The following is a 21,330-nucleotide window of genomic DNA, read 5'->3' on the forward strand; positions in this document are numbered from 1 at the left end:
AACCCCATCGAACAGATTTGCCCCGACACGCCCTAGGAGATCCGTCATGCGCGCAGTGGTTTTCATCGGCCCGAGCATCGACAAGGAGTCGGCGTCGGCCGAACTCGACGTCGAGTTCCTGCCGCCGGTCAAACGGGGCGACCTCGCCGAACTGCTGGCCCGCCCGGTTCCGCCGGAGGCCATCGGCATCGTGGACGGCCGCTTCCTGCAGAGCCTGTGCATCTCGCCGAAGGAGGTGCTCGAAGCGATGGACCGCGGCGTCACGATGTTCGGCTCGTCGAGTATGGGTGCCTTGCGGGCGGCGGAATGTTCACCGTTCGGCATGGTCGGCGTCGGCAAGATCTACGAGGAGTACTTCTCCGGGCGGATCGACGCCGACGACGAGGTCGCCGTCACCTACGACGAGGAGAACCTCTCGGCGTTGTCCGAACCGATGGTGAACACCCGGTTCGCCGTCGCCGCGGGCATCGAGCAAGGCGCGTTCGCCCCCGAGACGGGGGAGCGGTTCCTCGAGATCGCCAAGGAGCTCTACTTCCCGCAGCGCGTCAACCGGACCGTGCTCATGTTGCTGCGCCGGGAACTCCCGGCGGACGAGCACGCCAGGATCGCCGCGTTCTTCGACGGCGGGGCCCCCGACACGAAACGTGAGGACGCGCTGCTGCTCCTCGCGCGGATGCGGGAATTCCTCGACCCGGTGGCCAAACCGCAGATCAAATCCGTCGAAGCCCGAGGTGCGCTGTGAACATCGACCCGTCGCTGGCCCCGTTGTCCGGATTCAGCCCCGAGCAGCTCGAACGTTTCCTGGAGGCCGTGCGGAACTCGTCCCAGGGCGTCCAGGGCACCCTGGAGTCCCTGACCATGACGATCATGACCTCGATCGAATGACCCGCGTGACCTGACCGATCAGGAATCGAGAAGCGCCGGACATCAACCTCACCTAGCGTAACCGCCATGGACATCAGCATTCACGCCAGTTTCCTTCCGCAGGACGACCCGGAGGCCGCACTGGGCTTCTACCGGGACACCTTGGGCTTCGAGCTCCGCAACGACGTCGGCTACGAAGGGATGCGCTGGCTCACCGTCGGCCCGCCCGGGCAGCCCGAGGTGTCGATCGTGCTGCACCCGCCCGCGATCGACCCCGGGATCACCGACGACGAACGCCGCGTCATCGTCGAGATGATGGCGAAGGGCACTTACGCGAGCATGCTTTTGTCCTCCGACGACCTCGACGGCACCTTCAAACACCTCGCGGAGGCCGGCGCCGACATCATCCAGGAGCCGACCGACCAGCCCTACGGTATCCGCGACGGCGCCGTCCGTGACCCGGCGGGCAACCTGCTCCGTATCCAGCAGCGCGTCTGAGCGCTACCGGGTGCGGGCGCGGACATGGATCCGCTCACCCTGCCCGCCGAAGAGGCTGAGCACCTCCACCGGCCCACGGCCGGTGGCGCCGAACCAATGCGGCGTCCGGCAGTCGAAGTCGGCGGCCTCGCCGGGACCCAGCACGACGTCCCGGTCGCCGAGGACGAGCCGGAGCCTGCCCCGCAGCACGTAGAGCCACTCGTGCCCGGTGTGCGTCCGCGGCCGGGGTTCGTCGTCATCGGCCGGGATCGTCATCTTGCAAGCCCGCGGCCCGCCCTGATACCGGGTGAGCGGGACGAGCAACCGGCCGTCCCGGGGTGGTCCGAGCACCCGGGGCGAGGCGACGATCTCATCGACGCGCAGGCCCAGCGCGGCGATGACCGGCAGCAGCAGTTCGAGGCTCGGCTTGCGCTGCCCGCATTCGAGGCGGGACAGGGTGCTGGTGGAGATGCCGGTGGCGCGGCTGAGCTCCACCAGCGTCGTCCCCTTCTTCTCGCGGGCGCGACGGAGCCGGGGCGCGATCAGCTCGATCGCCGCGGTGACGGTGGGGTCCATGAGACCAGGACAGCACTTCATCCCGATTCCGGCAAAGTTCTTTGCCGAAACAGCCAGACGCCGCGGATGCTGGCGCCATGACCACTCCGAACCGGCTCCCCACCGGCGTCTATCTGCTCGCCTTCAGCCTCTTCGCGATGGGAAGCGCCGAGTTCCTGATGGCCGGGGTCCTGCCCTCGGTCGCCGCCGACCTCGGCGTCTCCCTGCCCACCGCGGGCACCCTCATCACCGCGTTCGCACTCGGCGTCGTCCTTGGCGGCCCGCCGTTCGCCGTCCTCAGCCTGAAATGGCCGCGCCGAACCGCCCTGATGGTCACGCAACTCGTGTTCGCCGCCTCGATCGCCGCGGGTCTGCTGGCTGACGACTACCTCATCCTGCTGATCACCAGATTCGTCGCGGGCCTCGCCTACGCCGGCTTCTTCGCCGTCGCCGCCGTGACCGCGATCAGCCTCGTCACCCCCGACCGCAACGCGCGTGCCTCAGGCGTCGTCGTCGCGGGCCTCAGCGTCGCGATGGTGGCCGGGGGCCCGGCAGGCACCCTGCTCAGCCACTTCACGGACTGGACAGGCGGCTTCTGGGGCGTCGTCGGTTTGACGGTTGTCGGCGTGGTCGGTTGCGCCGTCGGCCTGCCCGCCACGGCGTCTCCCGCTCCGAGCCTTTCCGGCGAACTGCGCGCGATGCGGTCTCCGCGCCTATGGGGCGTCTACGCGATCACGATCCTGAGCACCGCCGCATACATGGTCTCGTTCAACTACCTGGCCGCGGTGCTCGCCGACGTCACTTCTTTGCCCACTGTCTGGATCCCCGCCGTCCTCGCCCTTTTCGGGATCGGCGCGTTCGTCGGCCTGTCCCTCGGCGGCCGCATCTCCGACCGGCTTCCGCACCACGCCCTGCTCGGCGGCGTCCTCGGCATCTGCTTGTTCTCTGTACTGCTGGCGGTATTCGCCGCGTCCGTCTGGGTCGTCGTGCCTTTGGTGTTCCTGTTGGGCATCGCGGCTTTCGTCCTGAACCCGGCTCTCTATGGGCGGGTGTTCACCATCGCCGGTTCCGCCCCGACCCTGGCCGGTGCGACGACGGTGTCGGCCTTTCAGCTGGGGATCAGCCTTACTCCGCTGTTCGCTGCCGGGGTGCTGAACCTGGGTGCTTCGGTCACCGCTGTGTCCTGGATCGGTGCTGGGCTGGCTTTGCTCGCTGTCCCGCTCGTCCTTGTCGACGGTTATCGCGGACGCCGTACCACGGACGGTGCACACGGCGCCGTCTCGTATCGACAGCCCGCAGTCACTGCTGAGGCAACCGAGTGAATGAGCCGCCAAGTTAGCCAAGCCGCACCAGATCCGCGTGTGAAACCTTTCCCACCAGCGGCGACGGCGGCTGGGCAGTTTTGCCGCCTGAGCTGGGTATGCTGTGCCGCTGGTAACAGCAGCGGCACGGCATATTCCCTGTCTGAGCTGATCCGGGCTACGCCTGCCGCGGCGGAATTGAAGGCCACCATCAGAAGCTCTGGTCCTGATGGTGGCCTTCAAGAGATATCGGCAGTTATGCGGTGGTCATCTGGATGATGGTCCAGCGCTGGTTGGCGCCGCCGGTGCCGTCGTACTGGGAAATGCCCGCACCGTTTCCGGTCTGCCAGCCCGCGACGTCGGCGAACTTGCCGGTCAGGGCGCTGGCGAGGCCGAGGGTGTTGTTGTCACCCTGGACGAAGACCCACTGCTGGGCGCCACCGTAGTGACAGCCGAACTGGATCAGCGGTGTGCCGTTGGCGACCTCGCCGTAGCGCACGTCGAGGCACTTTCCGAAGTTCTTGTTCTTCAAGCCGTACTTCTTGTCGCCCAGGGGTATCAGTTCCCAGACCTGTTTGACTCCGCCGGCGCAGTCCCGGAGTTCCGTGCCCGCGAGGTCGGCGTTGGCGCCCTGGTTCGGTGTGCCCCAGAGGCCTGCGACCTGGATGCAACGGCCGGAGTGGACACCCTTGATCTGGATGAGCGCCACAACCACGGTCTTGGACGTCAGTGTTTCAGGGTCGCGCAGGATCGTGGTCACGATCCTGCGGTCGCCGTCACGGCTTTGCGAGGCAGCCGCAACTGAAACCAGGCGCTGGTAGGCCGCTGATCGCACGTGCTCGTCCGCGATGGCATCGTCCACGTCAACGATGCCGGCTGCCGCGAGCAACCCGACAAGATCCGTGCGCAGTGTCATTCTCAGTGCCGTAGCCTCGCCCAGTTCCCTTTCAGGCGCCGGCCTTCGACTCGAAGTCGCTGAGCCAGTGCCGGAAGTCATCTTGCCCGTAGAGGTAGACACCAGGATCGGTTTCGGTATCGGCACCGCTGAGCCAATCAAGGGTGTCCCACACGACCTCGTCTTCGACATCGCCCGCTTCTTCGGTGATCCACGGTGTTGCCCAATCCGAAGCCTCGCGCGGACTGACTTCACCGGATATCAAGCCACGCAGGATTTTCCGGACCTCGTCCCTGGTCGGTTCCTGGCTGTTGTCAGTCGTCATGCGTCAATCCTGTTTCCGTCGGCGTCCCGCCACCACTTGCCGGTGTAGTTTCCATCAGCGTCGAAGGTGTGATGCACCTTGGGGCCTGGGACATGTGGCCGGATTTGGCGGATTCGCCCTTCATGGTCGAGGGTTTCCTGCCACATTCGCGAGCGTCCGGTGTGCGGGTCGTATTCTCGCACCGTACGGGCACCACGCATCGGGCCCGGATGCTCTGGGCCCCGGGTCTTTCCGTAGTAACGAATCCTGCCGTCGCCGAGCTCGCGGAAGCCGTCCTTGCCGTACTTCTTGGCCAGGCGGTTGTGCTCTGCGAGTTTGGCGGGATCATCGGCGACACTGCTCGGTGTGCACGGCGTAAGCCCCAGCGGATCCATCCACGACGCCGGATTGTCCACATAGGAATGCGGGTTGGGTGCCGGCGCCAAGCCTAGCGGGTCGGCGCTGACGTAACGGGCTGTTTCGGCGTCATAGTAACGGTAATAGTTGTAGTGCAGGCCGGTCTCGGCATCGAAGTACTGGCCTGGAAACCGCAATGGAGTGCCCGCCCGCGCGGTCAGGCTGTGTATCGCCTGACCCCACAGGGTTGCCTGGCTGCGCCAGGCGAGTTCGCCAGTCTGGTCGATGAGTTCGGCCGGAGTGCCGAGCTGATCGGTGACGATGGAGTAGAACTGCTCGTCCACCCAGTTCTGCGGTGCATCAGCCGCGCGGATACGTTCGACTTGGGTGAGCGCGCGCGACGTCTGTGGGTCTACGTCCCAGGTGAGAGCTCGTCCGTCGGAGTGTTCTTGCTCGACGAGGTTCGTGCCGTCCCAGGTGAATCGCACCTGCTCGGCCACCGTGCCGTCCGACGCCAGTCGTTGCTTGGCTATCCGGCGGCCCAGAGCGTCATAGCGGTAGCGCCAGCGCGTGCCGTCGGGAGTGGTCACGGCGACGAGCCGGTCGTCCGCGTCCCACTCGTACCGCCAGATGTCGGGCTTGCGGGACAGACGTTTCTTCTGCCTCCACACCATCCGCCCCGGGTTGATCAGTACATCAACGATCGAGTGGCGGAGGCTGCCTGATGACTGGGAAGGCACGTGCTGACGGAGAGGGCTCGATTTACCCTCACCGCAACGGTTTCGCCGCTTATGTGTGGGTCACGACTCCAAGCGGGGAGAGGAAACGCAAGTACGTCTACGGGAAGACGCGCGAGGAGGTTCACGACAAGTGGTTGAAGCTGCACCAGGAGGCGAAGAAGGGGCCTGTCGCGACTCGGGTTCCGAACTTGGGGCCGTACCTGAACTACTGGCTTGAGGAAGTTATTCGGCCGAACCGGGCACCCAAGACGTACGTGAACTACGAGCTTTTCGTTCGGCTGTACATCGCACCGTTCTTGGGAGACAAGCGTCTCGACCGTCTGCAACTTCGTGAGGCACAGAAGTGGGCCAACAAGTTGCCTACGGTGTGCCAGTGCTGCGCGCAGGGCAAGGACGCCCGTAGGTCTCGGGCCAAGCAACGGTGCTGCGCGCTCGGGCGATGCTGTGAGCAAGCGCCGTCAGGTCGCACGATCAAAGACATTCGGGACTGTCTGCGTAGCGCGCTGAACTACGCGTGCCGCGAAGAGTTGATCAGCCGCAACGCCGTGGCGCTCGTGACCCTGCCATCTCTCCGGAAGCCGAAGCGGCAACGTTGGTCGAGTGATGAGGCTCGGAAGTTCTTGGAGTCGGCCAAGACCGAGAACGATCCGTTGTACGCGGCGTACGCCCTCGTCTTGATCATGGGCATGCGTGAGGGTGAGGTGCTCGGGCTCCCGGATGAGGCGATCAACTTTGAGACGTCCGAGCTGGATATCTCCTGGCAGTTGCAGAGGGTCCAAAAGAAGCTCCTGCATCGCCAGACGAAGACACCGACGTCTGACGACACCATGCCGCTCATCGACATCGTCACAGCCGCGTTGAAGCTGCGGCTGGAGCGTCGGGGCAGGGACAAGGAGAAGGCTGACGCCTGGCTGGACAGCGGGCTTGTGTTCACGACCGAGCACGGCACGCCGATCGAGCCGCGTAACTTCCTTCGGACGTGGGCGACGCGATGCAGGAAGGCGGGCGTCCGGTACATCACCGTGCATGACGGCCGACGCTCGTGCGGGTCGCTGCTGGCGGATCTTGACGTGCATCCTCGGGTCGCGATGCGCATTCTTCGGCACGCTCAGTTCGCGGTCACGATGGAGATCTACACCGAGATTTCGTCGGACCAGACTCGGGCGGCGCTCAAGAAGCTCGGCGATAGCCTGCAATGATCTGCTGCTGTACTTCGCTGCTGTACGGGTAGCAAAAGGCCCTTCCCAAATCACTGGGAAGGGCCTTTGAGCTGTTGTGGAGCTGAGGGGAATCGAACCCCTGACCTTCTCGATGCGAACGAGACGCGCTACCAACTGCGCTACAGCCCCTTGAAGCTCCATGAGCCTATCAGCGGCTCATGGAGCCTCAAAACGGGGGGTCACTCTCCGGAGGCCCGGCGAAAAGGCCTGGTCCCGGGCTCGTCGAGCTCGTGGAAGGCCGGGTCTTCGTCGTCGAGGTCGACGACGACGGCTTGCCGCCGGATGCGGGACATCGGGGACGGCTTGCGCTCCACGATGTCCGGGCGTTCGGCGGCGACGACCTCGACATCCTCATGGGAATCGTGGGAGTCGTGAGAGCCGGAGTCGTCGGTCGCCGGGCGGCGTGGGGCGCGGGTGTTGTTGTAGCGGGCGAGGCGGCGTTGCCGGATCTCGTTCTCGATGCGGACCTGGCGGCGCAGGTACGCGAGGTAGCCGACGAGGACGGCGTCGGTGACACCGTTGGCCCACCAGACCATTGGGGTCAGGAAACCGGCGACGACCGCGGTGGCGACCGCGAACACCAGCAGCGCGATGACGACCCGTTGCCGGAACGCGTATTTGGCGCGTGCGGCGATGTCGGCGGCTTCGGGGTCGAAACCGCCTCGTCCTGGCCGGTAGCCGGCGGCTTGGCGTTCTCTTTCGGTGCGTGGCTCGCGCGAGGGCTGAGGAAGCGCTTCGGCTTCCTCTTCCTCCTCGTCGAGGTCGGCATCGAGTTCCGCCTCGAGCTCGGCCAGGTCGTCTTCTACCGACGGTTCCGTGTTCTCCGCCATGGCGAACTCCTCCGGTCCCTCGTGGCGTGTGCTCCCGCTCCGCACGACTCGCGCCGCGAGGGCCGAGTCCGCCGTCCGTGCGACCTGCTGGCGCTTGCGGGCGACCATGGGCACGAGAACGACGAGCCATGCCGCTGCGAGCGCGACGATGATCACCGAACTGGGCATCTCCCGTCACCTCCCCCGATCCACTGCTGTAGTCACGCTAGCCACAACAGTCACACACGCCGCGCAGACTCGCCGGTTTCGATCACGGAAAATGCATCACCAAATTAGGTGAATCTCACAGCTTGTGGTAACGCGGTCACTGGTACGCCCCGGTAACCGGGGTCAGACCCGCTCCGCGAGGCCTTTCGCGACGAGCCGGGAGACCAGTCCGTCACCGGTCTCCTCCTTGGTGACGGCGTAGCAGAAATGGTCCCGCCAGCCACCCGCGACGTCGAGGTAGCGCTCGAAGAGGCCTTCTTGCCGGAACCCCGCTTTGGTGAGAACCCGCAGGCTGGCGGTGTTTTCGGGGCGGACGGTGGCTTCGAGCCGGTGCAGTCCGGCGAAGTCGAAGACGTGATCGGTGACCAGTGAGACAGCGCCGGTCGCGACGCCGCCGCGGACGAGGTCCGATGACACCCAGTAGCCGATCCAGGCGGACCGGAGCGACGCCCGGATGACATTACCCACAGTGATCTGTCCGGCGAAGCGTCCATCCACCGTGATGGTGAACGCGAGACACTGCCCGCGCCGGGCGAGGCCGCGCAGCGCGAGCCATTGCGATGGCCACGACCAGAACGCGTTGCGCTCGGGCCACGGTCCGATGCCGGTCGGTTCCCACATCTCGAGGTGCTCGCGGTCGCGCAGCCGGACACGGCTCCACTCGCCGCCGTCGCGCAGCCGGACCGGCCGGACGGCGAGCGTCCCGGCAGGCACCCGGATCGGCCCGAGTTTCGCGGGCCAGCCCGGATGCCTGCTTTCGATGGGATACGCGACGCCGGAAATCGGTGCGCCCATTACGCCCGCTGGGCCAGGAAGGTCACCTTGACCTGCTCGCCCGCGGCGACCTCGGTGAGGTCTTCGTCGATGTTGATCAGGCAGTTCGCCTCGGCAAGCGACGCGAGCAGGTGCGCGCCGGAGGTGCCGAGCGGCTGCACCAGATACTCGCCGTTGCCCTCGTCGCGCAGCAGCTGCCCGCGCAGGAACCCCTTGCGGCCCTTGGTCGAGGTGATCGGGGAGAGCAGCCGCGCGCCGACGATGCGGCGATGCGGGTTGCGGGTGCCGCGTGCGGCGCGGATCAGCGGGCGGACCAGCACCTCGAAGACGACGAGCGCGCTCATCGGGTTGCCGGGGATCAGGAAGGTCGGCACGGAATCGGGGCCGAGCCTGCCGAAACCCTGTACCGAACCGGGATGCATGGCGACCCGGGTCATGTCGATCTGGCCGAGGTCGGACAGCGCCGCGTGCACCTCGTCGCCCGCGCTCCCGCCGGCACCGCCCGCGACGACGACGATCTCCGACATCAGCAGCCGGCCTTCGACGATCTCGCGCAGCCGTTTCGGGTCGCCGGGCACGATGCCGACGCGGCTCACCTCGGCGCCCGCGTCGCGCGCGGCCGCGGACAGCGCGTAGGAGTTGACGTCGTAGACCTGCCCGACCGACGGGGTGCGGTCGATGTCGACCAGTTCGTCGCCGACGGACACGATCGAAACCCGCGGCCGCGGGTAGACGAGCACCTTCGCCCTGCCGACCGCGGCGAGCAGGCCGACCTGCGCCGAGCCGATGGTGTCGCCCTTGCGCACGGCGACGTCGCCGATCTGGACGTCCTCGCCGGTCCGGCGCACGTAGCCGGCGGACGGCACCGATTTGTGCACGGTGACCTTGGCCTGATGGCCGTCGGTGTAGGCGGTCGGGACGACGGCGTCGGCCAGCGTGGGCAGCGGCGCGCCGGTGTCGACCCGCACGGCCTGTCCCGGCTGCAGCCGTCGCGGCTGACGCGAGCCGGCGGCGATCTCGCCGACGACGGGCAGCTGCACCGGCTCTTGGCCGGCGGTGCGGACGTCGACGCTTCGTACCGCGTAGCCGTCGACGGCGGCCTGGTCGAAACCGGGCAGCGCGTGTTCGGCGACGACCTCTTCGGCGCACAGGAGGCCTTGGGCCTCGGAGATGGCGACGCGGACTGGGCGCGGGCGCACCGCGGCGTCCAGGGTCAGCGCGATCTGATCCTCGACGGAACGGAACTGTCCCGCGTCTTCGGTCTCGGCCGCTTCGGCGATGGGCTCCGTCATGACTGGGGGATCTCGATCCGTTCGTTCGACCAGGCACGCGATGAAGGCCCGTCGGTGAACTGAAGTTCACCACCGTTACCAGGAGTGATGCGGTCCGAAGCCGCGGAAATCGCCCGATCGGGCAAGCTCCTCGTGGTCCGTGCCGCCGGGGTGGTCGCTGCGCCTGTCATAGGCGTGAAGCCTAACCTGACCGCGTGGTCAAGCCCGGCAATGAACACCTGAGCAAAGCGGAGTGGCGCACCCGAATAACCGCCGAACGACGTTTGCTGGTGTCGGACGAGCGGGTGCGGGAGGCGGCGTCGCTGGCCGCTTCGGCCGCACTGCTGCCGGGTGACGTCGTTTGCGCGTACGTCCCGTTCGGCGCCGAACCGGGCTCGCCGCGGCTTCTAGATCAACTTCTGGAGCAGGGTAAACGCGTACTGCTGCCGATCGTCCCCGACGAACCCGGACCACTGGACTGGGCCGCTTACGAAGGCCCGTCGACACTCGGCCCTGGCCGCCTGCGCGGGCTCCTCGAACCGACGGGCCGACGGCTCGGTGCCGACACGCTGGGGACGGCGGATCTGGTCCTGATCCCCGCGCTCGCCGTCGACGACGAAGGAGTCCGGCTCGGCAGGGGCGCCGGATATTACGACCGGTCGCTCGGGTTCGCCGCGCCGGGTGCCGCGCTGATCGCCGTCGTCCGGGACACCGAACTCGTGCGCGCGCTGCCCGCGGAACCACACGACGTCCGGATGACCGGCGTGCTGACGCCGGATCAGGGGCAGGCACCGCGGCCGGTGGGCTAGGGCAGCACCCCGGTCTTCGACACCTTCGTCAAGGTCGCCGCGAAGCCTTCGGCGAGCAGTGCGCGCACGGCGCCCGCGGCGTCGGATCCGGTGAAGACGCCGAAGACACAGCCACCCTTCCCGGTCCCGGTGATCTTCGCGCCCAACGCGCCATGCCTCTTCAAGGCGTCCAGACAGCCGTCGGTCACGTCGTCACTGACACCCATGTCGTCGCGAAGCGTGCTCTGCGCCGCGTCGAGCGCTTCGCCGATCGCGACCGGATCCGGTGCGTCGGTCGCGAGCAGCGTGCTCAGCGTCTCGACGACTTCGGTGGTCCGGCGGACGTACGCGGCGATCGCCGGGTCCCCGGCCTGGCTTCGCGCCCGTTTCCACCGGATGACCTCGCTGGTGTCCCGCGTGCGCCGGGTGTCCACCACGACGATCGCCAGGTCACCGGGCCACTCCAGCTGCCGGACCGACTCGACCCGCCCTTCTTGGCAGAAGACGCGCACGACACCGCCCGCCGTGCAGGGCACGTAATCCATCGGCCCGACGTCCCGGCCCGCCAGTTCCCGTTCCACGACCAGGCCCGCGTCGATCGGCTCGCCGGGGACGGTCCGGTCCGCGGCGATCGCCAAGGTGGCCACGCACAGCGCCGCGCTGCTCGCCAGCCCCGCGCCTGGCGGGATCGCCGAGACGATGTCCAGGCGGCTCGGCCAGCGGTCGTCGCCGGGGTCGCGGTGGAAGGTCACGGCGAGCCGGGCGAGATCCGCCCAGGTCTCGTCGGCCGGTGTCCAGACGTCGGCGGCGGAGGCCCGGCCGGTGAGCGTGCCCGAAGCGCGGACTTCGAACCCGGTGGGACGCGGGGCCAGCGTGAGCACACAGTGGATCCGGAGATCGATCGCGGCCTGCAGTGACGAGCCGCCGAGCCAGTCGAGGTCCTCGCCCGCCAGGCAGATCCGGGCGGGCGCGGATCCCGGCGGCTCAGTCGAGCCGTTTGTCATTTCGGAAGATCTCCCGCTTGTCGACGCCGTCCAGCACCAGCTTGAAGACGATGAACCGGACCAGCTCGCCGGATTTGTTCTCCCACGTATGCGGTGCGGTACCCAGCCGCGCGACGTCGCCGGCACCCAGTTCCTCCACGCACTCCCTGCCGTCTTCCCGCCAGCGCAGCAGCATCCGCCCGGCGACGACGCAGACGGTTTCCTCGATCGTGTCGTGGTGGTGCCATTGCTGGGTGACGCCGTCGGGCAGTTCGTTCCAGTGGATCTCGTATTCGGGGAACAGGTGGTAGTTGACCGCGGTGCCGTCGGGTTTGACGGTCTCCTTGCCGTCGGCCGCGCGGGAGATCAGCGGGGTCGTCGTACGCACAGTCGGAACTCCGTCACAGGAAGGGGTCGTAATCGGGGACCGGTTCGAAAGGCTCGTCGCGCATCCCGAACAGGGCCAGGTTGGAACCGTGACGGATGCAGTGGAAGCGGCAGTGTTCGTCGGGCCGGAGGTCTTCACGCACCCGGCGGCGAAGGTCACCGTTCCACATCCCGGCGAACGACTCGGTCTCGGGATCCCCGTACCGCGCCGCCGGATTTCCCCGGTGGTAAGGGCAGAAGTAGGCACCGGAGGTGGTGATCAGGGTGCGGAGATCGGCGACCGGGCAGGCGGTGTAGTCCTTCACTTCGACAGCGGTGCCACCCCCGCCGCCGATCACGCCGAGCGTGGCGGGACTCAGCACCTTGAAGCCGTCGCCGTCGAGTTCGCGGAGCCGGGCGAGCTGTTCGGAAAGGACTTCCAGGAGGCGGGGATCCTGACCGAGAATGAAATGTTCCCGATCGTATTCGGGTTTCACCTCGAAGTAGTCGCACCCGATCCGTTTCGCCAGCTCGGCGGCCGCGGCGATCTCGCTCACATTACTTTCGCCCGATGACGGCCGTCCCATCACGAGGAACGAATAACCGAGCTTCCCGCTTTTCCGGGACGCCAGTAGTTCCATGTTCCGCACGACTTCGGCGAACCGATTCCGGCCGCCGCGGCCGGGACGGAATCGGCCGTAGGTTTCCGCCGTCGCCGCGTCGACCGAAACCCTCGTCCAGTTCGCGTGCTCCGCGAGGACGTCGATATGCCGGTGAATCGTGGTGCCGTTCGTGGTGATGCCGACGCTTATCCCGCCATCGTGCAGGAGGGTGATCACCTTCCCGATCGCCGAATGCAGCAAAGGTTCACCGCCGCCGATGAGGATCACCGCCTCGACACCCGCCTCGACGAGTTCGGCGGCGAGGCCGGTCAGCCGCTCGTCCGAGAACCGGCCGCTGTTCAGCAGCTTCCCGCTGATGCATTCGGGGCAGGCGAGGTCGCAGAACGAGGTGGGGTCCAGCTCCACCACCAGCGGCGCGGGTGGCTGCTCGCCGCTTGCCGCCAGTGAAACTTGCCGGTGCGCGAATTCCTGGTAAAGCTTCGCGGTGAGGTCGAGAGGTCCGCCGGGAAGGTCTGTCGACATGCGCGCCGCCTTCGGTCATCCCGGCCCGGTGCCGCGGTGGGCCGGGTCTGTGCTTCACCCGTGTCGGATACACTAACGTCCGGAGCAGTGTTCAGAAAGGTCACCATGAGCTTGCCTGATCGTTTCACGAATACGCTGTCGAAAATGCGTTCCGGCGGAGCGCACGCCATGGAGCTGGCGGCACTGCGACGGCGTCTCGAGCAACTGTCCGAGGACGGCGCCGGTGAATTGCCGGGGTCGGAACTCGAGCCGCTCGAGGAGATCAGCAGGCTGGTGGACCTGCCTGAGCCGGATGCCGAGGTTTCCCGTTATGTACTGGACCGGACAGCGGTACTCAAGCTGAACGGCGGCCTCGGCACCAGCATGGGTCTTACCGGCCCGAAATCGCTGCTCGAAATCAAACCGGGCAAAACGTTCCTCGACGTCATCGCGATGCAGGTGCTCTCGGTCCGTGAGACCCACCACGCCAGGCTGCCGCTCATCCTGATGAACTCGGCCGGCACGCGTGAGCCTTCGCTCGACTTGCTGAAGAACTACCCCGGTCTGGCGGACGACGTCATCCCGGCCGACTTCCTGCAGGGTCGCGAGCCGAAGATCACCGCCGACGGGCTGCCGGTCGACTGGCCCGCGAACCCGGAACTCGAATGGTGCCCGCCCGGCCACGGCGACATCTACATCGCGCTGGCCGTCAGCGGGATGCGCGACCTGCTGCTCGCCGAGGGCATCCGCTGGTGCTTCGTCTCCAACGCCGACAACCTGGGCGCGGTCCCGGACGCCCGGATCGCGGCCTGGCTCGCGGACCAAAACATCCCGTTCGCGATGGAGACCGTCCTCGGCACGCCCGCCGACCGCAAGGGCGGGCATCTTGCCCGGCGTGACGGCCGGATCGTCCTGCGTGAATCCGCACAGGTCCCCGAGGGTGACGATTCGTTCGGCGACGTGGCCAAGTGGCGGTACTTCAACACGAACAACATCTGGTTCGACCTGGAACGCCTGAAGGAGTTGCAGGACGCCGACCCGGCCGCGCCGGAACTCCCGCTGATCGTGAACCGCAAGACCGTCGACCCGACCGATTCCGGGAGCACGCCGGTCATCCAGCTCGAAACGGCGATGGGCGCGGCGGTCGCCTCGGTCGAGGGCGCACAGGCCATCGAGATCCCGCGGACCCGGTTCGCGCCGGTCAAGACCACCGACGACCTGCTCGTCGTCCGGTCGGACGCGTACGTGCTGGACCCGAGCGGCGAAATGATCCCCGAGTTCACCTCGACCCCGCCCATGGTGTCGCTGAGCAAGGACCATTTCAAGCTGCTGCGGGACTTCGACACCCGTATCCCGCACGCCCCGTCGTTGAAGGAATGCACGAGCCTTGACGTCGAAGGCGACGTCACGTTCGGGAAGAACGTGGTGCTGCGCGGCGACGTCAAGATCGCCGGGCCGAAAACCGTTCCGGACGGTGAAATCCTCTGACTCAGGGGAGTCCGGCGTGGGATTGGACGGCGGCGAGGATCGTCTCGGTCTCGGTTTTCGTCCAGGTCGAGATGTGCACTTCCCACGCGTCGTCCTCACGCAGTTCCTGCCGTAGGGCACGCCACATCCATTCGAAGCAGATGGCGGGGTCCAGGCCGCCCAGCCCGGCACCGAACAGCGGGAGCAGCACGGAACGCAGTTCGAGGCCGTCCTCGTCACGCTCGCGCCGGGCGAGTTCGAAGACGTTGTGCACGGCCTGCGCGACCGAGTGCGGGTTCACCTCGAAGCGGTCGGTGCCGAGGACGGGGATCCCGATCGCGGCGTGGTAGATCCGCTGGACGCCACGGCGGATCAAGGCGCCCGAAGAGGTGGCGGCCACCGTCCCCGGTTCGACGGGCAGGCCGAACCGGCCGTTCTTCCGCATCCAGTCGTCGAGTTCGGCCGCGGCGGTGTCTTCGAGGATCTCGCCGGCGGGCCCCCGTTTCGCGGCCGCGCGGCGCAGCCTGCCCGAAACCGACGGTTTGAAGGTCATCGCCATCTGCATGTAGATGTTCTCGGACGTGCAGACGATGTCCACGTCGGAGATCTGGTCCACCGGACCGGACCGGACGGCGATCGGGACGGGTTTGCCCGATCCGCCTTCGACATCGACCATGACCGGCCCGTGCAGGGTCATTTCGGAGTGGTAGTCGTCGCTCTCCGACGAGGCCATGCCGGTCTTCTGTTTCGGAGGCGACGGCATCGGTTCGGTGAGCGCGGTGATCAGCGAGTCACGCAGTACCAGGAACGACGGGTGGGAGGTGCCGTCCGGCTGGATGATCGTGGAGTGATCTCCTTGCAGCACACCGACATTCGGGAACACGCTCTTGGCGGAAGACGCCCAGACGATGTTGTCCGTGTCGCCCGCGTAGCAGACGACCGGGATCGGGCAGCGGTGGTCGTCGAGATGCGGTGCGTAGACGACATCGGCGAGCACGCGACGCTGGGTCTCGACCACCGATTCCGCGAGCGGGCGCAGTTCCCGTTCCTGCGCGTGCCAGCCGAGCAGCGAACGCCGCAGGGTCAGCATGAACTCGGATCCGTTGTTGGGGCAGGCGAACAGCACGATCCGCCGGATACGGGCGAGCCGCACGCCCTTGCCCTCGGCGAGCTGGCGCATCAGGAACCGGAGCACGATCAGCCCGCCCTGGCTGTGCGCGACCAGGACGACGCGCTCGTAGTTCCCGTGCTTGGCTTCGAGAACACTGGCGAGTCGGTCCGCGAGAACACTGAAGTCCGGGATCCGGCGAGCCGGGTTCACCCGCAGTTTCGGTGAGGAATAACCGAAAGTGTCGAAGTCGTAGTCATCCGCCAACCCGGCGTCGGCGGAGAGCAGCCCTTTCATCGAGGCCCACGTGGCTTCGGTGGAAAAAAGTCCGTGAACGAACAGCGCAAGGGACTTCGCCACGATCAACTCCTCAGGCCGTGGGCTCACACGATACCCGGGAGTGCCGCGATCTAGGTCGTTCGCTGCGCGATGAACACGTACTCGCGTCCTGGCCGGTCGGGCGCGTCCCGCACGTCCAGGACACGGAAGCCGTGCCGCGTCAGCAAGGACTCCAGCTCGTCCCGTTCGCGGAACCACAGGGTCGAGTCCGAAGTGACGATCTCGCCGTCGGAGAACCGGTAGCTGTACCGGAACGAGACGAACGGGAAGTTCACCTCGGTGACCTCGCGCCACTGCTCGACCTCACCGACGCCGGGGACGTCGATGGTGTCGTGCCCGGTGTCGGCGGCCCAGTCCTCCCACACGCGGCGACCGGGGCGCCGGATCTCGAAGACCAAATGCCCGCCGGGTGCCAGCGCGGTGTGGACGCCTTCGAGAGTCCGGTCCCATTCGGCGTCGGTCAGGAAGACCTGTGCCACGTTGGCGGTCATCACGGCCAGGTCGGCGCCGAGAGCGCCCACCGTCATGGCGTCACCGTGGATCCAGGTGATCTTCCCTTCCGGGTCCTTGGCCTTCGCGACCTCCAGCGACGCCTCGGCGGGGTCGACTCCCACGACCTCGATACCGCGTTCGGCCAGCAGGACGCCGAGGCAGCCTGTCCCGCAGCCGACGTCGAGAACTCTCTTCGCCCCGAGTTCGCCGATGATGGCGAGGTAGTGATCCAGATCGTCACGAGGGCCGTCGAAGGCGTCGTAGATCGGGGCGAGCCGGGCGTGGGCGAAGAGCGCGTCAGGCATTCGGCGACGATAGTTCCGGTACGCGTCCGGGTGCCACGGGTTTACGGCCGGGCCGCCAGACCCGCTCGCCGAGCAGGGCCAGATACGCCGGCAGCAGCACACCGCGGACGAGGGTGGCGTCGATCAGCACGGCGACCGCCATCCCGGCACCCATCATCTTGTACTCGATCGCGCTCAGTGTGATGAAGACGCTGAACACGCCGACCATGATCACCGCCGCGCTGCTCACCACCCCCGCGCTGGTGCCGGTGCCGCGGACGATCGCGGCGACAGCGCCTTCGGCCCGGCGTTCGCGGATCCGGCTGAGGATGAAGATGTGGTAGTCCATGCTCAGCCCGAGCAGCAGGACGAACATGAACATCGGCAGCCAGCCGACAACCCCGCCGTATGGGGTGAAACCCAGCAGTGACGCGAAATGTCCGTCTTGGAAGATCCACGTGAGCACGCCGTAGGCCGCGCCGATCGACAGCAGGTTGAGCAGGATCGACACGAGTGACACCGCCACGGACCGGAAAGCCAGCAGCAGCAACACGAACGCCGCCAGCAAGACGAAACCGAAGACCAGCGGCATCCGTTCGATGACCCGGTCGGCGAAGTCACGCGCGTTCGCCGTCCGCCCGGATACGGCGTACTCGACGCCATCGACCCGGCCGATGGTCGCGGGCAGTACTTCGGTGCGTAGTTTCGCCAGCGCCGCGTCGGCCCGCGGGTCGCGGCCCGCGCCGGACAACGGGACCCGGACGACCACGGCGTCGCCGACGTTCGCGACCGCGATGGGTTTGTTCAGCGCCCCACCGGTTTCACCGATCCGCCGGTCGAGGCCGGTGATCGCCGACCGCAGTGCGGGGCTGTCGACCGGGCCGCCGTTTTCCGCCGTGAGCACCACGGTCGCGGGGTAGACCACACCGGGGAACGCCTCCTGGGTACGCACCGCGGCGTCGATCGTCGTCATCGACCGAGGCAGGCTTTCCGCCGGAGTCGGATCCCGCAGTCGCATGCCGAGCGCGGGCAGGGTGAGCAGGATCAGCAGCGCCGTCGCGAGCCCGCCCCACAGCGCCGGCCGCCGGGTGACCACGCGGGCGGTCGCGGTCCAGAACCGGGAGGTCTCCGCTGCCGTGCGCCGCTTGCCCAGCCAGGGGATGCGGCCGCGATCGACCTTGCCGCCCAGCAGCGAGAGCAGCGCGGGCAGCACCGTGACCGCGCCGAGCACGGCCAGCCCGACGACGAACGCGGTGCTGATCGCCAGCCCGCGGAAATTGTCGAGACCGGTGAACACCAGCCCGCTCACACACAGGACGACCGTGACCCCGGAGACGACCACGACATGCCCGGACGTCCTCGCCGAGATCCGGATCGCGTCGTCGACGCCGTGCCCTCGTGCGCGTTCTTCCCGTTGCCGCCGAAGGAAGAACAGCGAGTAGTCGATACCGACCGCCATGCCGATGAGCAGCGTGATCACCGTCGTCGCGCTGTTGATCGGGGTGAAGTCGTCCACGACGGACAGGAATCCGAACGTCGCCGCGACACTCGTACCCGCCAGCAGCAACGGAACCGACGCCGCGACCAGCGCACCGAACACGATCAGCAGGATCACCAGCGTCATCGGCAGGGAAAGGAGTTCCGAGCGTTCGACGTCCTCCCGGATGCCCTTGTCGACGACCGTCGAGAGGCTCAGATCGCCGGACAGGCCCAGCCGGACCGACGGATGCCGGGCGGCCACCTGCTCGACCTGGGCGGCGGCGGCCTCGAAGTTGGGACGGATGTCCTTCTCCCCGCCCGCGATCGAGAAGCCGACGAGACCGGACTTGCCGTCTTGCGAGATCCGCTCGGCGCCGTCGGCCGCCAACGGAGAACGGACGTCCACGACAGCGCCGGACCGGATGAGCGTGGTGACCAGGTCGTCGGTCGCGCGCCGGAGTTCGTCGTTCGTGGTGAACGGCGGTGATCCGGGTCCCTTCGCCTGGACGAGGACGTTCTCGCGCATCGGGTCGAAAGTGCTCTGGGCGTTCAACGCGGTCTGCGCGCGGCCGGATTCGCCGGGATCGGTGCTGCGACGGCTTTCGCCGTCCAGCAGCGTTCCCGAAAGCAGGGCGAGGGCCACCAGCGTGACCCAGCCGACGAGGGTGATCGCTCGGTGCCGCACGGACCAGGCGGCGATCCGCTCGGTCACCGGTGCGCGCGAGTTGTTTTCGGGCAGCATGAACTACAGTCCTTTGCGTGAAGGAGTGAGATGCCTCGGGCGAGGTTTTTGCTTCTTCTTTCCTGGGCCGTCGAGTTGCCGCTCGGCGGCCCAGGGTCTTTCACCGGCCGGTCAGTCGACCTCCTTGAGGATCCGTTCGACCGAGCCCACGCTCTTCTGGAGATCGGCGAGGCGGCCGTCGAGTTCGGTGAGTTTGCGTTCGGTCTCCTCCTGCGCCTGGACGGCCTTTTCGGCGAGCCTGCGGTATTCCTGCTCGCGTGCGAGTGCGCCCCTTGCCCGGATGGTCGCGCCGAACTGCCAGACGACCACCGTGATCACCACGGTGAGGAACACGAAGATGCCGATCAGCCCGGCGACTTCCTGCCATTGATGCCACTTCACGGTCGTTCCCCCTCTTCGATGCCGGGTGTACTCAGTGTCGGCGCCGCGGCGGCGATGGTGTCCGGGCTCAGCTCGACCAGGAACGGGTTCACCTCGTAGAACTTCATCGCTTTCCCGTCCTCCGACAGCTCGAGAGTGGCCGAGACAAGCCCGGCCGCCTCCAGTTTCCGCAGGTGGAGCTGCAACAGCGCCCGGCTGATGCCGAGTTCTCGCGCCAGCTGACTCACGTAGGCGCGCTCCGCGCGGAGCGCTGCGACGATCCGCAGCCGGTGCGGATTCGCCAGGGTCCCCAGCAGCCGCAGCAGCTCGTCGCCGGAAGGTCCGGTGGCGTTCATAGCGACAACCTGCACATGCCAAAGAAATCTAGCAGGTGCTGGCCGGGACTACCAGGTGTTCCAGCCAGACGTTCGGTTCCACGTAGACGCCGAGGTCCAGCGCGGAGGAGGCGAGCACCGGCGCGATCCCGCCAGGCACGGTCGTCAGTCCGTCCCGGAGTCGCACGCCTGTCCACGTCCGCCACTGCGCGAAGGTGCCCGTGACCGTCATCGCGAACGGCGCCACCTTCACGAACCGCGCGCCGAGCCGCTCGTGCGTGCGCAGCCACGGATCCTCGGGCAGCCCGTCCGGGCGGCGGCGGGCGAGGTAGTCCTCGAAGGACAGTTCCGGTTCGTTCTCCTTCCCGGCCGGGCGGACCGGCACGGCGAGGGTGCGCATCCCCATCTCCGAGGCGCGTTTCTTCAGTGCTTCCAAGGCTTTTGTGGCCAGGCCGCCACCACGGCGGCCTGGCGCGACCATCACTTCGAGTGCGATCAGCGTGTTCGTCTCACGGTCGTCCAGTACGTCTTCGGCGGCCCAGATCAGGGCCTCGTCCCAGCCGTGGTCCGGCAGTTCCGGGCGCTCGGCCGTCGGGAACGCGACCGGGACGGCGGCCGCTCTGGCCACCGGAACGCCGTCTTCCATCAGTACGAGGAAGAACTCCGGCCAGCGCGCGGCGAGATGGGACGACTTCGCCAGCAGGCCCGTTCGGTCGTGCTGGAGGAATTCACCGCCTGCTCCACCGAGGCCGAGCGCGGGCTCGCGCAGATCAGGCCGGGTGGACAGGTCTTCGATTACGATCATGTCCTCAGTAGACCCGAGGACACACGCTCTCACGAGGGGATTTCACGGTGCCGCTATTTCACGTCGGGAAACCGGGCTAGCGCACCGGCAGCGCGCGGCGCCGCCCGGTGAGACCGGTGGTGTTGAGGTTGGCGCGCTCCCCGGCGAAGTGCCCGTCGAGGTAGCCGCTGCCGGACAGGCGTCTCGGCGGTGCCGAACGCAGGTCGCCGTACTGTTCGTCATAGGCCTGCTGGACCATCGCCGTCCGGTCCTGGACGACGAGTTCCGCCGAACGCTGGCCGGCGGTGGCGGTATGGGTGCGGGCCGCGGTGTCTTCGCTGCGGCGAAGGCGTTCGAAGACCGCGCCGGAGAACCCGTGCAGCCAGGTGCGCCGGTACGCGGCCAGCGATTCGCCCGCGAACACCCGGTTCTCCGGACGGACCCTGGTCAGCTGGGTGGTCGCCTGCAGCAGCAGGCTCGTATACAGCAGTTCGACGCGCTCCAGATCGGAGCGGAAGCCGAATACGGTCACCGCGGTGACCGACTGGCCGAGCCGGTGCAGCAGCGCCCGGCAGCGCAGGGGGTGCGCGATATTCGTGAGCAGGCCCGCCTTGTCCCGGCTGTACGGGTTGTCGAGCGGGATCGTGACCTGGGTGATCTCGTCCATGGTCGCGCCGGACGCGGCCAGCAGCGCCTGATCGATGCCGTACCGGGCGATCAGTTCGGCGGCCTTGGTGTTGTACGACTCGGCTTCGGCCTCGGTGACCGCCGGATCCTCCGCCTTGGCGAGGAGTTTCCGGACGCGCGCGAGCAGCGTGTCGTGGTCGGGCATGGCCCCCCTTCCTGATTGGGTTGGTCCGGATCAATCTAGGAGAGGGGTCCGA

Annotated in this window: 24 protein-coding genes and 1 tRNA gene; 7 read left to right on the top strand and 18 right to left on the bottom strand. The window is 67.4% G+C overall.

Annotated elements, in window-relative coordinates; genetic code table 11:
- Window positions 1-46 precede the first annotated feature (46 nt).
- The 3 genes from AB0M65_RS05365 to AB0M65_RS05375 all read left to right on the top strand — a co-directional run bounded on the left by AB0M65_RS05365 (window position 47) and on the right by AB0M65_RS05375 (window position 1,362).
- A complete protein-coding gene (locus AB0M65_RS05365; RefSeq protein WP_364021762.1) occupies window positions 47-742 on the top strand; it encodes a TfuA-like protein in 696 nt (231 codons plus the stop codon).
- Entirely contained in the window at window positions 739-885 is a 147-nt protein-coding gene (locus AB0M65_RS05370) for a hypothetical protein (protein ID WP_364021766.1), read from the top strand. Before AB0M65_RS05365 ends, AB0M65_RS05370 begins: the two co-directional genes overlap by 4 nt.
- 66 nt (window positions 886-951) lie before the next feature.
- The gene (locus tag AB0M65_RS05375) at window positions 952-1,362 is read left to right on the top strand and encodes a VOC family protein (RefSeq protein WP_364021769.1); all 411 of its coding nucleotides are present in this window, start codon (window positions 952-954) and stop codon (window positions 1,360-1,362) included.
- A 3-nt stretch (window positions 1,363-1,365) separates the two neighbouring features.
- On the opposite strand, the gene AB0M65_RS05380 is transcribed toward AB0M65_RS05375, so the two are convergent.
- Entirely contained in the window at window positions 1,366-1,917 is a 552-nt protein-coding gene (locus AB0M65_RS05380; protein ID WP_364021772.1) for an XRE family transcriptional regulator, read from the bottom strand.
- A gap of 77 nt (window positions 1,918-1,994) precedes the next feature.
- Between AB0M65_RS05380 and AB0M65_RS05385 the strand changes: the two genes are divergently transcribed.
- On the top strand, window positions 1,995-3,218 hold the full coding sequence (locus tag AB0M65_RS05385) for an MFS transporter (RefSeq protein WP_364021775.1): 1,224 nt from the start codon (window positions 1,995-1,997) through the stop codon (window positions 3,216-3,218).
- Between the two features lie 235 nt (window positions 3,219-3,453).
- On the opposite strand, the gene AB0M65_RS05390 is transcribed toward AB0M65_RS05385, so the two are convergent.
- Genes AB0M65_RS05390 through AB0M65_RS05400 form a run of 3 tightly spaced genes read right to left on the bottom strand, consistent with a single transcriptional unit; the run spans window position 3,454 to window position 5,493 of the window.
- Entirely contained in the window at window positions 3,454-4,113 is a 660-nt protein-coding gene (locus tag AB0M65_RS05390) for an RICIN domain-containing protein (RefSeq protein WP_364021778.1), read from the bottom strand.
- Window positions 4,114-4,144: 31 nt separating this feature from the next.
- Window positions 4,145-4,417, bottom strand: coding sequence for a hypothetical protein (locus AB0M65_RS05395; RefSeq protein ID WP_364021781.1), 273 nt, complete (start codon window positions 4,415-4,417; stop codon window positions 4,145-4,147).
- Window positions 4,414-5,493 (bottom strand): RHS repeat-associated core domain-containing protein, encoded by a 1,080-nt coding sequence (locus tag AB0M65_RS05400; protein WP_364021784.1) that lies wholly within the window; start codon window positions 5,491-5,493, stop codon window positions 4,414-4,416. The genes AB0M65_RS05395 and AB0M65_RS05400 overlap by 4 nt, the downstream gene beginning before the upstream one ends.
- Between AB0M65_RS05400 and AB0M65_RS05405 the strand changes: the two genes are divergently transcribed.
- The gene (locus tag AB0M65_RS05405) at window positions 5,478-6,692 is read left to right on the top strand and encodes a site-specific integrase (protein WP_364021787.1); all 1,215 of its coding nucleotides are present in this window, start codon (window positions 5,478-5,480) and stop codon (window positions 6,690-6,692) included. The two genes, AB0M65_RS05400 and AB0M65_RS05405, sit on opposite strands and share 16 nt — an antisense overlap.
- 77 nt (window positions 6,693-6,769) lie before the next feature.
- On the opposite strand, the gene AB0M65_RS05410 is transcribed toward AB0M65_RS05405, so the two are convergent.
- From AB0M65_RS05410 to glp, 4 genes are all read right to left on the bottom strand, one after another.
- Window positions 6,770-6,842: transfer RNA gene (locus tag AB0M65_RS05410), tRNA-Ala, on the bottom strand.
- A 50-nt stretch (window positions 6,843-6,892) separates the two neighbouring features.
- Window positions 6,893-7,711 (bottom strand): gephyrin-like molybdotransferase receptor GlpR, encoded by an 819-nt coding sequence (gene glpR, locus AB0M65_RS05415; protein WP_364021790.1) that lies wholly within the window; start codon window positions 7,709-7,711, stop codon window positions 6,893-6,895.
- Window positions 7,712-7,873: 162 nt separating this feature from the next.
- Window positions 7,874-8,545 carry a GNAT family protein gene (locus tag AB0M65_RS05420; RefSeq protein WP_364021793.1) on the bottom strand — a complete coding sequence of 224 codons (672 nt, stop codon included), beginning with the start codon at window positions 8,543-8,545 and terminating at the stop codon, window positions 7,874-7,876.
- On the bottom strand, window positions 8,545-9,816 hold the full coding sequence (gene glp / locus AB0M65_RS05425) for a gephyrin-like molybdotransferase Glp (protein ID WP_364021796.1): 1,272 nt from the start codon (window positions 9,814-9,816) through the stop codon (window positions 8,545-8,547). The genes AB0M65_RS05420 and glp overlap by 1 nt, the downstream gene beginning before the upstream one ends.
- 218 nt (window positions 9,817-10,034) lie before the next feature.
- On the opposite strand from glp, the gene AB0M65_RS05430 reads away from it, so the two are divergent.
- Window positions 10,035-10,604, top strand: coding sequence for a 5-formyltetrahydrofolate cyclo-ligase (locus AB0M65_RS05430; RefSeq protein ID WP_364022001.1), 570 nt, complete (start codon window positions 10,035-10,037; stop codon window positions 10,602-10,604).
- Here AB0M65_RS05430 and AB0M65_RS05435 read toward each other — a convergent pair.
- Genes AB0M65_RS05435 through AB0M65_RS05445 form a run of 3 tightly spaced genes read right to left on the bottom strand, consistent with a single transcriptional unit; the run spans window position 10,601 to window position 13,077 of the window.
- Entirely contained in the window at window positions 10,601-11,587 is a 987-nt protein-coding gene (locus tag AB0M65_RS05435; protein WP_364021800.1) for a galactokinase family protein, read from the bottom strand. The genes AB0M65_RS05430 and AB0M65_RS05435 overlap by 4 nt on opposite strands.
- Complete coding sequence (locus AB0M65_RS05440; RefSeq protein WP_364021803.1) at window positions 11,568-11,954, bottom strand: cupin domain-containing protein; 387 nt, start codon at window positions 11,952-11,954, stop codon at window positions 11,568-11,570. The genes AB0M65_RS05435 and AB0M65_RS05440 overlap by 20 nt, the downstream gene beginning before the upstream one ends.
- 13 nt (window positions 11,955-11,967) lie before the next feature.
- Window positions 11,968-13,077, bottom strand: a complete 1,110-nt coding sequence (locus tag AB0M65_RS05445; RefSeq protein ID WP_364021805.1) for a radical SAM protein — start codon at window positions 13,075-13,077, stop codon at window positions 11,968-11,970.
- Window positions 13,078-13,221: 144 nt separating this feature from the next.
- On the opposite strand from AB0M65_RS05445, the gene AB0M65_RS05450 reads away from it, so the two are divergent.
- Window positions 13,222-14,544 (top strand): UTP--glucose-1-phosphate uridylyltransferase, encoded by a 1,323-nt coding sequence (locus AB0M65_RS05450; RefSeq protein WP_364021808.1) that lies wholly within the window; start codon window positions 13,222-13,224, stop codon window positions 14,542-14,544.
- A gap of 1 nt (window position 14,545) precedes the next feature.
- Here the strand turns inward: AB0M65_RS05450 and AB0M65_RS05455 are convergent, their stop codons facing one another.
- From AB0M65_RS05455 to AB0M65_RS05485, 7 genes are all read right to left on the bottom strand, one after another.
- On the bottom strand, window positions 14,546-15,991 hold the full coding sequence (locus AB0M65_RS05455) for an alpha/beta fold hydrolase (RefSeq protein WP_364021811.1): 1,446 nt from the start codon (window positions 15,989-15,991) through the stop codon (window positions 14,546-14,548).
- A gap of 50 nt (window positions 15,992-16,041) precedes the next feature.
- Window positions 16,042-16,767: a class I SAM-dependent methyltransferase gene (locus tag AB0M65_RS05460; protein ID WP_364021814.1), complete on the bottom strand. Its 726-nt coding sequence runs from the start codon at window positions 16,765-16,767 to the stop codon at window positions 16,042-16,044.
- Window positions 16,760-18,967: an MMPL family transporter gene (locus tag AB0M65_RS05465; RefSeq protein ID WP_364021817.1), complete on the bottom strand. Its 2,208-nt coding sequence runs from the start codon at window positions 18,965-18,967 to the stop codon at window positions 16,760-16,762. Before AB0M65_RS05465 ends, AB0M65_RS05460 begins: the two co-directional genes overlap by 8 nt.
- A 111-nt stretch (window positions 18,968-19,078) precedes the next feature.
- Window positions 19,079-19,348: a hypothetical protein gene (locus AB0M65_RS05470; protein ID WP_364021820.1), complete on the bottom strand. Its 270-nt coding sequence runs from the start codon at window positions 19,346-19,348 to the stop codon at window positions 19,079-19,081.
- Window positions 19,345-19,683, bottom strand: coding sequence for a helix-turn-helix domain-containing protein (locus AB0M65_RS05475; RefSeq protein WP_364021823.1), 339 nt, complete (start codon window positions 19,681-19,683; stop codon window positions 19,345-19,347). The genes AB0M65_RS05470 and AB0M65_RS05475 overlap by 4 nt, the downstream gene beginning before the upstream one ends.
- A gap of 28 nt (window positions 19,684-19,711) precedes the next feature.
- Window positions 19,712-20,467, bottom strand: coding sequence for a GNAT family N-acetyltransferase (locus AB0M65_RS05480; protein WP_364021825.1), 756 nt, complete (start codon window positions 20,465-20,467; stop codon window positions 19,712-19,714).
- Between the two features lie 76 nt (window positions 20,468-20,543).
- Window positions 20,544-21,278 (bottom strand): DUF2786 domain-containing protein, encoded by a 735-nt coding sequence (locus tag AB0M65_RS05485; protein WP_364021828.1) that lies wholly within the window; start codon window positions 21,276-21,278, stop codon window positions 20,544-20,546.
- Window positions 21,279-21,330: the final 52 nt, after the last annotated feature.

Origin of the sequence: Amycolatopsis sp. NPDC051071 (assembly GCF_040682875.1) — a bacterium.
In the GTDB taxonomy this organism is placed as follows: domain Bacteria; phylum Actinomycetota; class Actinomycetes; order Mycobacteriales; family Pseudonocardiaceae; genus Amycolatopsis.

What these genes read in the sequence shown, in the direction of transcription:
- AB0M65_RS05460 (WP_364021814.1), bottom strand. Translation starts at nt 16,767, where the DNA reads ATGCCTGACGCGCTCTTCGCCCACGCCCGGCTCGCCCCGATCTACGAC.
- AB0M65_RS05380 (WP_364021772.1), bottom strand. Translation starts at nt 1,917, where the DNA reads ATGGACCCCACCGTCACCGCGGCGATCGAGCTGATCGCGCCCCGGCTC.
- AB0M65_RS05465 (WP_364021817.1), bottom strand. Translation starts at nt 18,967, where the DNA reads ATGCTGCCCGAAAACAACTCGCGCGCACCGGTGACCGAGCGGATCGCC.
- AB0M65_RS05435 (WP_364021800.1), bottom strand. Translation starts at nt 11,587, where the DNA reads ATGACAAACGGCTCGACTGAGCCGCCGGGATCCGCGCCCGCCCGGATC.
- AB0M65_RS05420 (WP_364021793.1), bottom strand. Translation starts at nt 8,545, where the DNA reads ATGGGCGCACCGATTTCCGGCGTCGCGTATCCCATCGAAAGCAGGCAT.
- AB0M65_RS05450 (WP_364021808.1), top strand. Translation starts at nt 13,222, where the DNA reads ATGCGTTCCGGCGGAGCGCACGCCATGGAGCTGGCGGCACTGCGACGG.
- glpR (WP_364021790.1), bottom strand. Translation starts at nt 7,711, where the DNA reads ATGCCCAGTTCGGTGATCATCGTCGCGCTCGCAGCGGCATGGCTCGTC.
- AB0M65_RS05385 (WP_364021775.1), top strand. Translation starts at nt 1,995, where the DNA reads ATGACCACTCCGAACCGGCTCCCCACCGGCGTCTATCTGCTCGCCTTC.
- AB0M65_RS05485 (WP_364021828.1), bottom strand. Translation starts at nt 21,278, where the DNA reads ATGCCCGACCACGACACGCTGCTCGCGCGCGTCCGGAAACTCCTCGCC.
- glp (WP_364021796.1), bottom strand. Translation starts at nt 9,816, where the DNA reads ATGACGGAGCCCATCGCCGAAGCGGCCGAGACCGAAGACGCGGGACAG.
- AB0M65_RS05375 (WP_364021769.1), top strand. Translation starts at nt 952, where the DNA reads ATGGACATCAGCATTCACGCCAGTTTCCTTCCGCAGGACGACCCGGAG.
- AB0M65_RS05395 (WP_364021781.1), bottom strand. Translation starts at nt 4,417, where the DNA reads ATGACGACTGACAACAGCCAGGAACCGACCAGGGACGAGGTCCGGAAA.
- AB0M65_RS05405 (WP_364021787.1), top strand. Translation starts at nt 5,478, where the DNA reads ATGACTGGGAAGGCACGTGCTGACGGAGAGGGCTCGATTTACCCTCAC.
- AB0M65_RS05390 (WP_364021778.1), bottom strand. Translation starts at nt 4,113, where the DNA reads ATGACACTGCGCACGGATCTTGTCGGGTTGCTCGCGGCAGCCGGCATC.
- AB0M65_RS05475 (WP_364021823.1), bottom strand. Translation starts at nt 19,683, where the DNA reads ATGAACGCCACCGGACCTTCCGGCGACGAGCTGCTGCGGCTGCTGGGG.
- AB0M65_RS05365 (WP_364021762.1), top strand. Translation starts at nt 47, where the DNA reads ATGCGCGCAGTGGTTTTCATCGGCCCGAGCATCGACAAGGAGTCGGCG.
- AB0M65_RS05445 (WP_364021805.1), bottom strand. Translation starts at nt 13,077, where the DNA reads ATGTCGACAGACCTTCCCGGCGGACCTCTCGACCTCACCGCGAAGCTT.
- AB0M65_RS05480 (WP_364021825.1), bottom strand. Translation starts at nt 20,467, where the DNA reads ATGATCGTAATCGAAGACCTGTCCACCCGGCCTGATCTGCGCGAGCCC.